The sequence below is a fragment of the Pedobacter paludisoli genome, from assembly GCF_052344095.1.
Classification (GTDB): Bacteria; Bacteroidota; Bacteroidia; order Sphingobacteriales; family Sphingobacteriaceae; genus Pedobacter.
Genome location: NZ_CP179926.1, coordinates 1543225 through 1560607 on the forward strand (window position 1 = coordinate 1543225; position 17383 = coordinate 1560607).

General features: G+C 39.7%; 10 protein-coding genes. 1 reads left to right on the forward strand and 9 read right to left on the reverse strand.

All coding sequences use genetic code 11. From position 1 onward, the window contains the following. Positions 1-28 precede the first annotated feature (28 nt). The 8 genes from ACJVDK_RS06100 to ACJVDK_RS06135 are packed head-to-tail and all read right to left on the reverse strand — an operon-like array spanning position 29 to position 14161. Positions 29-1111, reverse strand: coding sequence for a Gfo/Idh/MocA family protein (locus tag ACJVDK_RS06100; protein WP_443939396.1), 1083 nt, complete (start codon positions 1109-1111; stop codon positions 29-31). Then, on the reverse strand, positions 1089-2252 hold the full coding sequence (locus ACJVDK_RS06105; RefSeq protein ID WP_443939397.1) for a CaiB/BaiF CoA transferase family protein: 1164 nt from the start codon (positions 2250-2252) through the stop codon (positions 1089-1091). The genes ACJVDK_RS06100 and ACJVDK_RS06105 overlap by 23 nt, the downstream gene beginning before the upstream one ends. Before the next feature lie 3 nt (positions 2253-2255). After that, entirely contained in the window at positions 2256-3407 is a 1152-nt protein-coding gene (locus tag ACJVDK_RS06110; protein ID WP_443939398.1) for a CaiB/BaiF CoA transferase family protein, read from the reverse strand. Between the two features lie 3 nt (positions 3408-3410). Further along, on the reverse strand, positions 3411-4562 hold the full coding sequence (locus tag ACJVDK_RS06115; RefSeq protein WP_443939399.1) for an ABC transporter substrate-binding protein: 1152 nt from the start codon (positions 4560-4562) through the stop codon (positions 3411-3413). Positions 4563-4565: 3 nt separating this feature from the next. Next, positions 4566-7877, reverse strand: coding sequence for a glycoside hydrolase family 2 TIM barrel-domain containing protein (locus ACJVDK_RS06120; RefSeq protein WP_443939400.1), 3312 nt, complete (start codon positions 7875-7877; stop codon positions 4566-4568). A gap of 8 nt (positions 7878-7885) precedes the next feature. Next, positions 7886-10306, reverse strand: coding sequence for a beta-galactosidase GalB (gene galB, locus ACJVDK_RS06125; protein WP_443939401.1), 2421 nt, complete (start codon positions 10304-10306; stop codon positions 7886-7888). Between the two features lies 1 nt (position 10307). Next, positions 10308-11411, reverse strand: a complete 1104-nt coding sequence (locus ACJVDK_RS06130; RefSeq protein ID WP_443939402.1) for a glycosylase — start codon at positions 11409-11411, stop codon at positions 10308-10310. Continuing rightward, positions 11411-14161, reverse strand: coding sequence for a family 78 glycoside hydrolase catalytic domain (locus ACJVDK_RS06135; RefSeq protein ID WP_443939403.1), 2751 nt, complete (start codon positions 14159-14161; stop codon positions 11411-11413). Before ACJVDK_RS06135 ends, ACJVDK_RS06130 begins: the two co-directional genes overlap by 1 nt. 218 nt (positions 14162-14379) lie before the next feature. Between ACJVDK_RS06135 and ACJVDK_RS06140 the strand changes: the two genes are divergently transcribed. Next, entirely contained in the window at positions 14380-15153 is a 774-nt protein-coding gene (locus tag ACJVDK_RS06140; protein ID WP_443939404.1) for an IclR family transcriptional regulator, read from the forward strand. Between the two features lie 51 nt (positions 15154-15204). Here the strand turns inward: ACJVDK_RS06140 and ACJVDK_RS06145 are convergent, their stop codons facing one another. Further along, positions 15205-17379: an alpha-L-rhamnosidase-related protein gene (locus ACJVDK_RS06145; protein WP_443939405.1), complete on the reverse strand. Its 2175-nt coding sequence runs from the start codon at positions 17377-17379 to the stop codon at positions 15205-15207. Positions 17380-17383: the final 4 nt, after the last annotated feature.

Below are 17383 nucleotides of genomic sequence, written 5' to 3' on the forward strand. Positions count from 1 at the left end.
CCTTTTATTTTAATTCTTTTACCCTAATTTATTTATTTAAAACATTTGCAACTTCTACGCCACCTGTATCGCTCGATTGATACGCCGATTCTACCGTAGCCATCGTATTAATGACATCCTCTACACTTGTGTACAACGTATCAGTGCTTCCTTCTGCATAGCGCATCAAATTTGCCATGGTTCCAATAAACGCTTCCGGAAACCAAGAACCTTCTAATTCTATGGTTTGCCATTCTGGTTTTTTTGCTTCTTCCACCAAGCAATATTGAAATTTATCTGGTACACCGTGTGGATAATCCATTAACAAACCCATTTTGGCTTTTATTGCTCCTTTTGTTCCTTCCCATTTGATGAAACTTTCTTCGTGCTCAGGACCGAATTCATGGTCGTGGTTGGTATTGATAACCGCATGCATGGTATCTCCGTAATCGAGCAAAATAGTCGAACGCGAGGATGACAATGCTTTTGCAGGATGTTTCAATGTTTTAGCCAATACCGATTGTGGGTTTCCTAAGAAAGAACGGATTAAATCGACATAATGAATGCTGTGGTATTGGATTTCTAAACGTGGGTGTACCATCACATGTGGAAACAATTCCCAGGGTGTTTTAAGCGTTACACGGACTTCCATATCGTACAAATCGCCAATCAACCCTTGCTCAATCATGGCTCTGGCTGCACTTACAAAGGGTGCAAAGCGAAGTTGAAAATTAATCGCTGCCTTTAATTGTTTTTCTTGGCAGAGTGCTAAAATGGCTTTTGCTTCTTTAAAATCATCGCCCATGGGCTTTTGAATTAAAACAGCACTTCCATTTGGCAACTTTTTTAACGTTTCGATATACATTTCCGGCATGGTGGTAATATCGAACACTGTATTTTCAGGTGCATTGGCTACCGCCTCTTCAATGGTATTGTACACATTTGGAATCCCAAATTCATCGGCCAATTTCTGGGCGCGTTCTTTGGTACGATTTACAATACCTAAAACTGTAAAACCTGCCATCTTATAGGCTGGCAAGTGGGCATCTTTTACAATTCCTCCGGCACCAATGATGATAATTGGTTGCTCCGTTACCGGCAATTCTGGCTTATATTGAACGTTTACACTCATTTTCGATAAATTCTTTGATAATTGCTTCGTTATCTTGTCCTAATTTAGGCGAGCCTTTTGATGAAACTAACAGTTCACCATCGAGACGAATTGGGCAGCGGGTGGTTTCGTAGCGGTAGCCATCTACCATTTCTACTTCTTGCACCATGTTTAACGCTTTAAAGCCTTCGTGTTCCATCAATTCATTCCAATCTAAAACTCCGGCGCACCAAATATCGGCTGGTTCTAAAACCGACAACCATTTTTCGGTACTTCCGGTTAAAAGATGCTGGGCCAAAATGGCTTTAATTTCATCGCGTTGGTCAAATGCTTGCTTTACGTCGGCATAACTTTCCAATGCCGGACAGGCGAGCAGTTTGCCCAAAACGGGAATGGATGCCATGGCCAAGGCCAAATAGCCTGTAGCGGTTTCATATATGCCATATGGAGCGCCTAAATAAGCATTTGCATTGTTTTTGGCTGTTCGTACAGGCAATGCTCCCCCATCGTTGTAAAAAGTTGTAATCGTTTCGAACTGAAAATCGTAGGCCGATTCCATCATGCTCACTTGCACCAAACTCCCTTCGTTTTTAATCGCTTTGCGATACAAGGCGGCTAAAATCCCCTGTGCTAAATGCGCTCCTGCAATCATATCAACAATGGATAAACCCATGGCTACCGGGCCTGCATCAGCATTTCCTGTTAACCAAGTTAATCCTGTGGCCGATTGCAGCAATAAATCTTGTCCGGGTTTATTTCTCCATTCTCCATCGTTGCCATACCCTGAAATTTCGCCATAAATAATGGCTGGATTCAAGGTCAAAACCGACTGATAATCGAAGCCTAAACGATCCATCACCCCTGGACGAAAATTATGAATCATCACATCCGCTTTTTTCAATAGCTCCCGAATCATTTCGGCATCAGCAGCATTTTTCAAATTAACTTCAAAGCTTTCTTTATTGCGGTTGATGGCATGAAAAACAGATGATTCGCCATTCATAATCAAATTAGACGTGTACAAGGTCCGACAAATATCGCCCACTCCTGTACGTTCCACCTTTATAACCCGTGCACCCAAATCTGCCAAACGTAAACTTGCCGACGGTCCAGATAAAAACTGGCTAAAATCGACAATCAAATAATCTTCAAGTGGTTTCATAGCTTAATTCAACTTAAATTCTTGATTAATGGCATGTGTGTGGGCACCCAACTTAGGGGCTGGCATGGGCGATTTTAACTTTTTACCGTCTAATCGGATGGGGCTGGTACTGGTACTGATTTTTTTTCCATCAGCAAACAGTAAATCTTGTTCAATTTCCAAACTTTTATAGGCATTTAATTGGGTGGCATTTTGGTAATTTAACACCTCAGCACACCATAAACCTTTGTCTTCAAAAGTCTTTAACCAAATTTCGGTTTTATTTTCTTTAATTATTTCTGCTAAACGCATGATTAATTGATCTCTATTTTCGAAACCGGCATTTTCATGCGTATATAAATCGGAAATATCGCATTGCATGGCGGAGGCAATGGTTTGCAAATCGCCCATGGCTAAGGCTAAATACCCGTTTTGCGTTTGGTACATGCCGTACGGCGCACTTAAATAAGCGTGTGCACTTCCTTTTACGGCGCTACGCTGAGGCAGTTTTCCACCATCGTTTAAATAGGTGGTCAGTACTTCAAATTGTACATCCAACACCGATTCGAGCAAGTTAACTTCTACCAGCATGCCCTTATTGGTTTTGGCGCGTTTAATTAATGCGGCCATTAAGCCTTGCGCTAAATGATTACCACACATAATGTCGGAAACCGATAAGCCAAACGGAATAGGGCCGTCTATTTTACTGCCTGATAAATAAGTTAAGCCTGAAACCGATTGTACTAACAAATCTTGTCCTGGTTTATTTACCCAAGGACCGGCTGTTCCATAACCGCTCACAGCACCGTAAATGATTCGCGGATTGATTGCTGCTGCTGAAGCATAATCTAAACCAATTTTCTCCATCACACCCGGGCGAAAATTATGGGTCATAATATCGGCTTTGCCAATCAGTTGTTTTACTTTTTCTAAATCCTCGGCGTTCTTTAAATCGGCTGTGTAGCTTTCTTTATTCCGATTGATGGTGTGAAAAAGTAAACTATCTTCTTCTAAGAATAGGTTTTTAATCGATAACTGGCGGCAAGCATCGCCTCCTTTTGGGCGTTCAATTTTAATTACCCTCGCTCCCAAATCGGCTAATTTTAATCCAGCCGATGGCCCTGCCAAAAATTGACAAAACTCCAAAACCAACACACCTTCTAAGGGTTTACTCATTTTTTATAAACTTTTTGATTTTACATATAAGGCATTTAACGAATGGATTACTGCTTCTTCGTTTCCGCCATTCATTAAATAATTGCGTACGATATCGCCGGCATGGTCTTGAAAATACATGTGTCCGTGGTAACGTGGACGCAAAAAGGCGCGTTCTAAAGCTGGTAAAGTATTGGCGAAATAATCCAAACTTTGTCTATTTACCTCTTCATTTTGCCACGCTTGCTTGTGTCCAGGCTGTCCTCCGCTTTCAAAATAAAGTGTTTCCTGACAGGCGGGTGATGCCACAAAATCAGCGTATTTTACGGCAATTTCTGGCGCTGCACATTTCGATGAAATAGCCAATCCGGTTCCACCTAAGGTACTCCGCAAATTTGTTTGACCATTTAACGTAATCATATCGTGGAAATGCAGCACTTTTCTGGCATACCCTCTTCTCGAATAATTTGAATATCCGTATGCAAATGGGCAATAGGCAATGGTATCGCCTTGAGTCATGGCCTCGTACACCTGAATGGGATTGCGGTTAAAATTGGCTTTATCCATTTTGGTTGCCAAATTGCGATACATTTTTAAGGCTTTTATACCTAGCTCTAAGGAAACAACTTCGGTTTCTGATTGGCAAGGGTCTTCACCTAATGAACAACAAAAGGTGTAATAATTCATCAACACATCGATTGGAATACCCGCAAAGGCTACCAATCCTTTATCAGCCAAGGCTAACAAATCATCAAAGTTTTTTGGTAATTCGAGCCCTTTCTCTTGCAATATATCTGGTCTGCTTGCAGCTACTGGTGTGGCCGCATCAATCGGTAAGGCCCATTGATGCGCATCATAGCAATAGCTTTCAAAAGATGCCCCTACGGTATTCAGCTCCTGATCTTTTAAATAATCAACAGATAGATATTCATCTAATGGAATAATGGATTTTGTTTTTGCTGCAAAACCAGCCCAAGGATGGTCGATCACCAATAAATCAAATCGCTCTGCCAATTCTTGAATGGAGAAATCGGCAAATTGTTGCAAACTTCGTTTTTCCCAGGTAATCTCTACGTTGGGATTTAATTCCGAAAATCGTTGTGCGGTGGCCACCATTGGCAATAAGCCACGACTATGGTTCCAGGTTATTCCTTTTAATATTATTTTATTGCTCACGTTTTAAAATTTTACGCGTTTTACTTTATTTTTTAATTCTTCCATTTTTCCGTTAAACGGCAATAAATAAAAGCTATAGCTATATTCTTTTGCAGGTATTTGGTATTGCGGAAGCGGTGCAGCTACATCGCTCCAGCTATCGTTTCCACCTACGCCCATTTGTTTTAAATCGATGTTTACGGTTAAAAAGCCAGCATCTTTTAATTTATTGGTATGCTTGGCATTTTGTACATTTTCGTCGGTAAACGGACTTGCGCTCATGCTTAAAAGGCTATCGGCTACGACCAACATTCCTTGTTGTTTTGTTTTATTTGAAAAATACATCCAACGTACATCGGTGCGGTTTCCGTTTTCCTGTGGCACGGCATAGTTCTCCATAAAACGCTCGATATTTTCATGATAAATGGCCGCATCAAAACCGTAGTTTTTATCAATGTAATTTTCCATAGGTCCTTTGCCATACCAGGTAATTTCATCATAGGCGCGTTTAATTCCCATCTGCATGCCTACTTTTGGAATGTTCGGTAATCCTGGTTTTACGCTTAATTTATAAGCAACTTTTAGCGTCCCTGTAGCCGAAACCAAATAGGTTACTTCTACTTTGGCACTATCGTGAATTAATGAATATTCTGCTCCAATTAAAAGCGTTGAACCATTTTTTTCATCGGCTTTGCCGGTAAAACTACGTTCAAATTTTAAATCGTTTTGGTACCATTGTTTTAATTTTTTATTCGATTTCCAGCCGCGTTTGTCATTATCGGTTAATGGACGTGTAAAATGTGGTAGCAGCGGTGCTGAAATTTGTTCCTCGCCTTTCCATTTGTAGGACACCAATCCCCCGTTAGTGCGACTTATTCCGATTTCGAAGTTTTTTCCAGTAACTAATTGAATTGCATCGGTAGACTGGCCCAATGTTGCAGGACTCACTTTTTCGATGGTATTGCTTTTTGCCAATCCTGAAAGTGCAAATTGATTGGATGCTATTTCAAAACCCTTTTTTGCCCAAACTTCATCCTTTTCTAAAAGGAAATGAATATCCGCTAAGTACTCTGATCCCGCATCCATTTTTGGTAAATAGGCTGAAATATTCACTAAGGTATCTTTTCCTGCTGCTAAATTTATTTTGGGTAACAGCTTGGTACTGATTATTTCGCCATCTTGGCGGATGATGAGTTTTACAGCAAAACGATTTAAATTGTTTACCGCAAAGCGATTTGTGATTTTCAGTGTTCTAGCGGCTTGATTTTCCAACGTAACTTCTGCGCCCTGATATACGCGCTTACATTCGTACATAGCCGATTTAACAGTTCCATCCGAGTTTACCACTCCCTTGATGGTAAAATTATCGAAATACTTTTCTCCAAAATCGCCTCCATAGGCATAAAAAGGCACACCAGCGCTATCGGTTTTTAAAATCCCCTGATCTTTAAACTCCCAAATTGCGCCGCCAATTACACGGGGTGTTGAACGGAAAACATCCCAAAAATCTTTCATATTTCCAACCGAATTTCCCATGGCATGGGCATATTCTACAAAAAATATTGGGCGTTTATCGCCATTATCTTGTTCTGCCAGCATTTTAGGCGTATAAATGCTTGGATACATCCTGCTTACAATATCCACATACGGTTCATCTTGTGGATTTTGTAAACGATGCGAGTGATCGTTCGGTTTTAAATAGGCCGGATTACTCGGGTCCATGTAACCGTCTAAACGTGGGTTTCCCATTGCCGGTTCATAGTGTACCGGGCGCGTACTATCAAAATCGTGGATCCAAGCCGACATGGCTGCGTGATTTGGCCCTCTTCCCGACTCATTTCCCAAGCTCCAAATAATAATACTTGGATGATTTTTATCACGAAGCACCATTCGGCTTGCTCTTTCTACATAGGCTGCCGTCCATTGTGGGTCGTTGCTTAATTTTCCACCCAAACCATGCGTTTCTAAATTCGCTTCATCAATGACTAAAATACCGTATTCATCGCATAAATCGTACAAATACGGATCCATTGGATAATGACTGGTTCGTATGCAATTAAAATTGAATTGCTTGATGGTTTGCACATCGCGTAAAATATCTTCTCTGCTGAGCGCTTTTCCTTTTATAGGATCATGATCCGGTCGGTTAATTCCGTACAAATACGTTTCTTTTCCATTGATCAATAACTTACCGGTAGTTTTAGAGAATTCTATACTTCTAAAGCCCACTTTACAGCTCTTAACTTCCATTATCTTGCCCATACTATCGAGCAAGGAAAGTGTTAAAGTGTACAAATTTGGTTGTTCATCGCTCCATTTAAGGGGATTTTTCAACGTTGTTTCCAGCAAACCAAATTTCACATTATCTAGGCGCGGATAAATTTCATTGATGATGCTTTCGGCACTCCGCTCCAGTGGCTTTGATAAAACATCTTTTCCATTGGCGTCAAAAAGAGAGGCCTTAACGGTATAACCTTGTACGTTTTCTCCAGTTAAATTTTCTATTCTTGGGCGAATACTAAAGGTTACATCTTTATATTCTTTATCCAATTTTCCTTGCCAAAAGAAATCTGCAATGCGCAATTTAGGTTCTGCTAAAAGAAAAACCTCGCGCTGAATACCGCTTAAACGCCAATGGTCTTGATCTTCTAAAAAGCTTCCATCTGTCCAGCGGAGTACTTGTACCGACAAAACATTCTCTCTGGCTTGTAAATAAGGGGTGATATTAAATTCTGAAGACAAGAAACTATCTTCGGCATAGCCTAAAAACTTGCCATTTAACCAAACTTTATAGCCAGAGCTTACACCACCAAAATGAAGTGTTACGTTCATGCCCTTCCAATCGGCCGGAACTGTGAAGGTACGTTGATAGCTTCCAACGCCATTGTAATCTTGTGGTATATTGGGTGGATTTACCGGACGAAAGGGATATACCGCACTTTTGTAAATGGGTTTATCATATCCTTTCATTTCCCAATTGGAAGGCACTTCTATTTTTTTCCAGTTAGAAACGCGTGTTTTATAAAAGTCTTTGGGTGCTTCTGATGGTTTCGGGGCAAAAGAAAAATCCCATTGGCCGTTAAGGGATAGCATTCTCGATTTGCTTCTATCCCCTGCTTTTGCATCCGCAAGCGTGGTAAACGAATAGGCTGTTGCACGTGACGCATCGCGATTGATTCCGCTTACTAAAGGATCTTCGTAGGGTTCGCGATTGTATATTTCAGGTACTTTTTGGATGGCTGTTGGCGTTTTATCTACCAACTGTGCTTTAACGCCCATACCGCAGAACAGCAATCCAATCATCAAATTATTTACGATTCCCTTTACAATGTTCATTCTCCTCTTCATTTTTCTGTTGTAATTGTGATGGAACTTGCTTTTAAACCAACTGATTTTGCTGTTAGTTTAATTGTACCAGTCTTTTCTGTGGCTTGCAAAATAGCCAAACACAGGCCTTTGTATGCTTTACGTTGTTTCGCTTTAAAAGACTCTAAACTGGCTTGAAAACCATTATCTACACCGGCAATAAACCCTTCACCTTCTAACGAAAATTCCACCAAATTATCGGCATTAGGCACCACATTACCTGCTTTATCCATTATTTTCACCGTTACGAAAGATAAATCCGTTCCATCGGCTTTAATTTTCGTTCGATCGGCCATTAATTGAATTTTAGCGGGTTTACCGGCTGTTTTAATTTCTCTAACAAGTACTTCCTGTCCATTTTTACGCGATACTGCTTTTAAAGTTCCGGCTGCAAAAGGTACTTTCCATACGATATGCAAATCATCCCCTTGTTTGCTTTGTTTTCCGAGGGATTTGCCATTTAAATAGAGTTCAACTTCATCCGCATTGTTGTAATATGCCCACACCTCTACTTCTTTTCCAGTTTCCCAATTCCAATGTGGGAACAGATGCAAAACAGGTTTATCGGTCCATTCGCTTTGATATAAATAGTACGAATCTTTCGGAAAACCTGCTAAGTCGACAATTCCGAAATAAGAACTACGCGCTGGCCATGGATAAGGTAAAGGCTCGCCTAAATAATCAAATCCTGTCCATACAAACAAACCCGACACGTGTGGATATTTTTTCACCTCTTTCCAGGTTTCTTCATGAGTAGAACCCCAATAAGCCGAAACATTATCGTACGATGAAGCGGCCCATTCTTTATTCCCTTCGGTAAACTTTGTTTTTCCATCGCGTGGCCAACGACGAATGGTATCTGCTGTGTCGTAAAAACCCCTCGTTTCTAATGCGGATGTGGTTTCTGTAGCTAAAAAGTTGGTATTTGGATAATTAATAGGAAAATCCTTGTATTTTTTGTGGTTGTAATTTAAACCATAAATATCTAAGGCCTTTGCCTGATAAATAAAATTCTTGCTTGAGTCGGTTTCCGTTAATGCCGATATTACAGGGCGAGAATTATCTAGGCTTTTAACAATTCTTACCAATTCTTTGGTAATGGCGATACCGGTACTATCAAATTGTTCGCGGATTTCGTTTCCAATGCTCCACATGATAATAGAAGGATGGTTTTGATCGCGTTTAATCATATCGGTTAAATCGCGTTGATACCATTCTGGAAAATACTGGTGATAATCTTTGGAGGTTTTCTTTTTCTTCCACATATCAAATGCCTCATCCATCACTAAAAACCCCATTTTATCGCATAGATCTAAAAACTCAGGTGCCGGTGGATTATGAGCCGTTCGGATGGCATTACAGCCCATATTCTTAAGAATTTCCAATTGACGTTCCATAGCGCGCGTATTTACCGCAGCACCCAAAGCACCTAAATCGTGGTGCATACAAACCCCTAAAATTTTATACGGGTTACTATTTAAACTAAATCCTTTTTGGGGGTCGAAATTAAATGTTCGTAACCCAAACCATGTTTCTTTTGTATCAATAATTTTATCGCCCTGAATTACCTGAGTAACCAATTTATATTGATTGGGCTGTTCTGGAGACCAAAGTTTTGAACGCATCATATTCAGCTGACCAACCAAAAACTTATGCGAGGTATTAACGGTTATTTTCTTTGATAAATTCTTCGATACAAATTTACCTTGCTCATCGTAGATAACATTTAACAACCGTATTTCTTGGCCCTCTCCAGCTTTATTTTCGAGTGTTGTTTTTACAATTACGGTTGCCATACCCGTTTGTTCCTTCACATCGAAAACATCGGTTTCTATTTTAGTGCCCCATTGCTGAACAGCAATTTTTGCGGTGTTGGTTAACCACACATTTCTGTATATACCTGAACCAGAATACCAACGAGAATCGGGTTGTGCAGAATTATCTACCTTTACCGCTAATACATTTTTTCCTTCTTTAAGATACGGTGTCAATTCATAAGAGAAAGAAATATAACCGTAGGGACGTTTCCCTAACAATTTACCATTTAGGTACACCTCACTATTTTTGTAAACGCCATCAAACTCAATAGAAATGATTCTGTTTTGGAAATTTTTGGGCGCAACAAATTCTTTTCGATACCAAGCAATTCCGGTTGGTAAACCTCCACCTTCGGGCTTCGCCGGATTTTTTTCATCAAAACTTCCTTCAATACTCCAATCGTGTGGCAATGTCATTTGGCGCCATTTGGCATCGTTAAACGTAGTAGCTTTAGCGGTAGAATCATCCCCTAAAAAGAAGCGCCAATCTTTATTAAAATTTTCGCGTCGTTGATCTTGAGCCATTCCAACACTGCTCAAAACAAAAAACACAATTAAAAAGCTAAATGTACTTTTTCTCATTCTATTTGTTTACAAATTCTACCTTACTTTTACCTAAATCTTTGGATGTTGCCACAGCAATTCCACGTTGATCGTTCTTATTTACAGCGCAATAAAAATGATAAACAATACCTTTATGCTTTAATACAAACGATTTATGTGCATATAACTCATCGTATTTTTCAGACGATTGAATTAAATTTTCGCCTGTCCAATCGGTCCAGTTCACTAAATCTTTAGATGCCGCAAAGCGATTGAAAGCACCCTTTCTATCTTGCCAAAATGCGCCAAAATAGAACATTACATAGGTATTGTTAATTTTTTGAATCACGCCATCGCCTGTAATTCCTACTGGATGATGTACTACCGGATCTTTTTGAAATCGTTTCCAATGAACCATATCATCTGAAACCGCCATTCCAATACGCTCGTACCAACGAGTTTTCTTATTATTTGCCAATGAATCGCCCACGGCATTGTAATACATTACAAAGGGATGGCCAGTCAAGCGTTCTTTATCTTCAATCACGGAACTTTTGAATAATTTATTTCGGTTTTCCCACCAACGTACATCTGCATCCGATGCGGTTAAAATCGGTTGTTCCAATCTATTCCATTCATGTGCTTTCCAAGGTTTTTTAGTGGTATAGGCCATGCCGATTGATAAAGGTTCTGTTTCATATCCTTTTTCCTTACCTCCAAAATACGACATCCAGTACTTTCCGGCGTACTTGCTCAAGGCATAATTTCCTCCCCAAGTTAAATCCGTTAAGGCATTGTAGCCCGCTTTTTGGTTATCGTCCCAATGATTGGCATCACCAAAAGACAATAGCTTTCCTTCGTTTTTCCAATGCAATAGATCATCGCTGGTAGCCAACCAGGTTTCATAGCCACGTCCGCTATAAATGAGATAGGTCATGTACCATTTCTTTCCTTTTTTGAAGATGGTTGGACAATCCATTTTATGTTCCACATCGCCAGGAACAAGCACCAATCCGTATTTGTAAGGAGTTTTCACTTCCTCATAAATTTGCTTCATTTCCACATCTGAAACAGTATTTTTTGCTTGCTGTGCTTTACCTGTTAAGGCGATAAATAACAATAAAATGAATGCCTCTATTTTCATTAGCGTACGTTAAATTGATAATTTCCAGAACCGATGTTCACTTTTAGTCGGTTATTTTCCAATACTGCCGAGGAAATTTGCTCGGCCTTTTCATTGTATACTTTTTGACCTTCTTTTGCGGGTAAATAAACCGCTGCTGTGGTATTTACTGGGATTGTTACCTGCATCCAAAAAGTATCTTTTTTCTTTTTCCAATGGCTTTCAATGATGCCGTATGGAGAATTGTAATTTGTTTTGGCTTCGGTTAAATCGCCTACCGGCTCTGGATGTATCTTAATTTTATTAAATGCGATGGAATTTTCTTGTTGTTGAATGCCGCCTATTCCACTGTAAAACCATTCCATTAAATGCCCCAGCATAAAGTGATTGTTAGAAACGGTTGGCAAAGCTGCCCAACTTTCCGTTAAAGCGGTTGCTCCTTTTGCCAATTGCATACCATACCCCGGAACATCCGAACGACTATTCATGTCGAAAATAACATCCGATTTACCCGCATCCTCCAGCACACGCAAAACATAGCGGTAACCGATATCGCCTGCAGTTAAACTGTTATTGCGTTCGCGAATGTCTTTTACAAGGTTATTCACCACAGCTTCTTTATATTTTGGCTCAACCAATTCCATGTACACGGCCATGGCATTTGCTGCCTGACTACCGCTGCCATACTGCTTTGTTTCAGGGTTGAAAAATTTATCATTAAATGCTTTTCGAACATCCGCTGCCAATTTTTTATAAGCCGTGGCATCATTTGGTTTACCCAACAAAGTGGCAATTTTGGTTAAAATTTGCAAGTCATAATAATAAATGGCAGTACCGGTAATTCCCATTGGCGTTAATTGCGAAACACCTGGCGGCTTAGGTCCTAAATCGTACCAATCGCCTAAACCTTGTGATAGAATATGGTTATTGGCCTTTTTACCTAAATACGTGATATAGGCTTGCATCATACCATAATAATCGGCCATGGTTTGTTTATCACCATACCATTGATACAAATACCAAGGCATTAGAATCCCGCTGCTTCCCCATTCAGGAGAATCGCGAAACATATCTCCGCCCCATTCAAACTTTACATATTCTGGTGAAATCTCCGGAATTAATCCATCCGCAGTTTGCGAATTGCGCATATCGCTCAATGATTTCTTAAACAAGGGAGCCACATTGTAATTATACCGAACAGAGCTTCCCATTAAATGCAGCTCTTCTAACCAACCTAATTTTTCGCGGTGCGGACAATCGGTAAAAACACTCACCATATTGCTTTTAATTCCCCAATTTATAAGGTTGAAGGTTTTATTAAACAAATCGTTCGATGTTTTAAATTCACCTACTATTTGAGCTGCATTGCGTACATGTATACCTTTTAAGTCTTCAATAACCGCTTTTCGGGATGCATTTTCTTTTCCCTGTGGTACTCCGCCTTTCACTTGTAGATAACGAAATCCGGTGTAAAAGAATCGTGGTTGCCAGATTTCCAATCCATCACCTTTTAGAATATAGGTAAAATACGAAGGAGCACCTATGTTCTTTTGCGTAACAGAACCGTCCTCTTTTATTAATTCTGCTGGTGTAATGCGAATGGTATCTCCTTTGTTACCACGAACTTTTAACTCAATAATTGCTGAGGAATTTTGCCCTAAATCGTATACCCATTCTCCATTCGCGACCTTGTTGATGCTTTTTGCTGCAAATTGCTCAAACTTTTTAACCGGCTCGGCTTTTTGCGCGTGCAAAGGAACTCCATCAACTTCCATGGCATTTTTCCAATTCTGATCGTTAAACGAAGTTTGATTCCATCCATTTTGTTCCAAAGTGGCATTGTAATCTTCTCCCCCATAAATACTTGAAAAAGTAATGGGCGAAGGCGCTGTTTTCCAGCTTTGGTTACTCACTACATTACTGCTGGTACCATCAGTGTATTCGACCAACAGGCGACAAATCATTTTTGGATAACCAAAAGCTACTTTAAGTTTTCGGTATCGTCCGCTTACTGGCGGAACATAGTAAAACCCATTTCCCAAAAGCACACCTAAAGCATTTTTGCCTTGCTTGAGGTATTTTAATACATTGTAACTTACATATAGTGCTTCTTTGTCGTACTTGGCCCATCCTGGTTCCAGAAAATTATCCTCAATCTTCTGACCATTTAAACTGGCTTCAAAATGTCCCAATCCAGAAATAAATAAGGTAGCACTTTTTATAGCTTTGTTGGCTGTAAATTCCTTACGAAGCATGGGCAATACGTTATTGCCTTTGTAGGTATCTTTTTTTCCATCCGTAGGAAGGATATTTAAGTTTGAATCGGGTAACTTTTCATACGCTATCCATTTGGCATTTTTCCAATCACTTTCATGAAGCAATCCCATTTGCCATGTAGCCGTCTGACTTTCGGCTAGATTATTTTGATTGTCCCAAACTTTTACTTTCCAATAATATTTTTTGGTGGCGACTAAAGTCAATCCTTTGTAGGCTACTTCAATTGATTGAGCTGACTGTATCTTCTTTGAGTCCCAAATATTCCCTTTATTTGCTTTTAAGCTCGCTGGATTATCGGCTACTAAAATTTGATAGGCCCTTTGCAAGCAATTCTTCTGATTGGATTGAATTTTCCAACTCAAATGAGGCGCTTTGATATCAATTCCACTCGGATTTTGACGATATTCGCAACTCATCGCATAAACACTTAGTTTTTGAGCTACAACACTTTTGCTCAAAACAATCAGTAAACAGAAAATTAACAATCTACTCATACGTGTATCGGCCAGAGCCAAATTCTATTCTAAAGCGACATTTGGTTAGTTATTCAATTGACACTAAACTATCAATCTTCAATTAATTCAAATATAAATGTTTTTTTTAAATATGAAAACAATTATCTTGCATTAAATACCTTCTTAATGAAGATGTATATTTGAAAGCATTTTGTATGTTTGAATTTTAAACTTACCACAACCAAATTAAGCTTTTTATGAAAGAAAAAGAATCAAAATATCAGGCTCCGGCGCTCGACAAGGGCCTCGATATCTTGGAATATCTCTCTTCTCAATCTATTCCGCTTTCTCAAACTGAAATTGCCACAGGTATCGATAAAAGTCCGAATGAAATATACCGTATGTTAATGAGTTTGGAAAGTCGCGGTTATATCTTACGTGATGAAGTTTCTGGGAAATACCGTTTATCGCTTAAGCTTTTTTACTTATCGCACCGCCACTCTCCCATTGATGAATTGCGTAAAGCGGCTCAGTATCCATTGGAAGAATTGGCCAATACCGTGAAGCAATCGTGCCATTTAAGTATTTTATATATGAATCAGGTGATGGTGGTGATGCACGCGAAAAGTCCGGGTCCTATTGCCCTATCCATTGAAGAAGGAAACTTATTTCCTTTGCCTTTAACCGCATCTGGTAAAGTTTTGTTGGCCTATATGCCGGCTCACGAACGCAGTACTACCCTCCGAAATAATGCTATTTTTAAAAAATTTGGAAAATCACAGCAAGAAGATTTTTTGGTTTCATTAGATACTATACGCGAAACTGGAGCCTATTTAAAAACCAGCGATTTGGCACAAGGGGTTACGGATATTTCCATTCCTATTGGTCAGTCGAGTGATAACGGCATTATTGCTTGTTTAACCGTGTCGATGTTAAGTGCCTTAAATATTGGCAAAAACATTGATAATGACGTGATCTTAAGCGAAGGCTATAAATGCGTTAAAAAAATTGAGCAACGGATTGGTTTGTAGACAGTAATAAAAACCTTATAGGTTTTAAAAACCTATAAGGTTTAAAGCCTTTTAAGCTTTATATTTCACCCGGTACTCTTGTCCTTTGGCTATTTCCAACTCATACAAGCCTTTTTCAATTTCTATCATTTTACCCATATTTGAAACGGGTTTTGATTTACTTTTGAAGCGCAATTTTCCGGTTCCCGTGGCCGATTTAACTTTAATTTCTTTTGTGTTGCAGTATACCGAAATATCGCCGTTTGGAGTGGGAACTGTTCCTTGCATCCAGGCTAAGCCACCTAAAGTTGGTTCGATAGTGTAGCTTTCATAACCTGGCGAAGTGGGCTTTATACCTAAATAATATTTACCCAACAAATAAATCGGACTGGCGCCCCAAGCATGACACAAACTTTTTCCGAAAGGACGACCGTACATAGCCAAATGTTCTGTCCCACTCTTATCCGGATTGTATTCCTCCCAAAAAGAAGTAGCGCCGAGTTTTAACATCCCTCCCCAATAATTTTTCATCTCTTTTAATACGTAATCCTGCTCTCCCATGGCGCAAAGGGCCTCCAACTCGTAAAAACGCATGTATGGCGTAGTAATTTTATTGATTTTATCGTTTAAAAGCACGTGTTCTTTTACTTCTTGCTTTTGCTCTTGACTAAAATAATCGAAAAAGATACCGAACATATTGGCGTAACGAGTCACATTATCGGTTTGTTTTCCATCAATTCGACTGTGTACCAAGGCATGCTTTTGTGGATTCCAATACCAATTAAAAAGCTTGTCTTTTATCTCATTAGAGTGTTTTGCGTAGGCTTCAGCAGATTCAGTATCGTTGGCTAATTTTGCACAAAGAGCCATCGTTTCCAAGCTTCGGGCGTAAAGTAATTGCTCAAAGCTCACTTCTCCTTCTTTGCTTAATTTATCAGCCCAATCAATAAAAATCCAGTCGCCAGGCATCCATTCCAGTAATCCATCTTTATTTCGGCGATTATCAATATACGTCATTAAGGTTTTCATGCGAGGGTACACATCTTCTACAAATTTTTTATCGCCTGTGTATTTATAATAATCGTAAATACCTAAAAACCAATAAAAAGAATAATCCATAATGGTGTTGATGTGTGCCGTAACCGGATCTTTTCCACGCTGTGCCAATAAGGTTCTTTTTACCGTTGGGGCATCAAAAAAGGAGTAATAATTCATCAAATAACTTTGGTACGCATCGCCACTCCACACCCACCGGTCGCGTTTTATTCCATCAATAAAAAACTCACGCGTATTTAGGTGAAACGTATATTTTGCTACGTCGTAAATGCGGTTAAGCTCGGCATCAGATGATTTAAAACTTCCGCGTTCGGTAACGGGAGCATACTCGTACAACATGGATACAGAATCAAGCGAAACGCTCCCCTCGCTTTGGTAATGCACATAGCGGAAGGCTTTTGATAGCGGAATAATTGAGTCTTTTTTATTGGCTAGGTTCAGGTCTAAATAGTCCAACGTTTCACATTTATCGGTTGATAGGGCTTCTTCTTTCGATTCACCGTAATAAATGGATAACTTTCCTTTCCCTGTTAAACCGTGTAATTTGATAAAACCGAAGGTTTCCTTACCAAAATCGGCCACTGCTCCTTTTGCAACTTTCTCTACCTTCACTGCCGATGCAGCCACTGTTGGTAGCTTGAACTTTGATGGGGCAAGCAATGGATTATCTAAACCCCAAGAGCCAGCCGATACAAAGGTTGTCCCCGATTTATCGGAGGTTTTTCCGCTCGCATCAATCCACTCTTTATCTTCGAAGGTGGTTAACCAAGTATCATCAGAATATACCTTTTTCCCTTGCACAAAAATTGCCGGAACATGGGCTTGATTGTACACTTTTAAGCTTAATTTATGCTTTCCTGCCGGGATATGTACCGTTTTAGGAAATCCAGCTAGCGCCTGTCCATCAATTTTAACGTTGTACGTTCCTTCTACATATAGGTTTACATCTTCGGCTTCGCTTAAAGTAAATTCTTTGTGAAAATCGACTAAAACGTAATGGCTATCCATTTTCCAAAACACCGGAAAAAAAGCTCCTCTTTCTGTCCGACGATTTTGCATGTTATTAGCCATGTAGATATCAAAATCGCCTGGATACCAAATCCAAGAGGCTTTTTGCGCCGCCACTGGCTCCACGAAGCCCCATAAAACGATGCAGAACAGCATAACTATTTTTGTATATAAGCGTTTCATATTA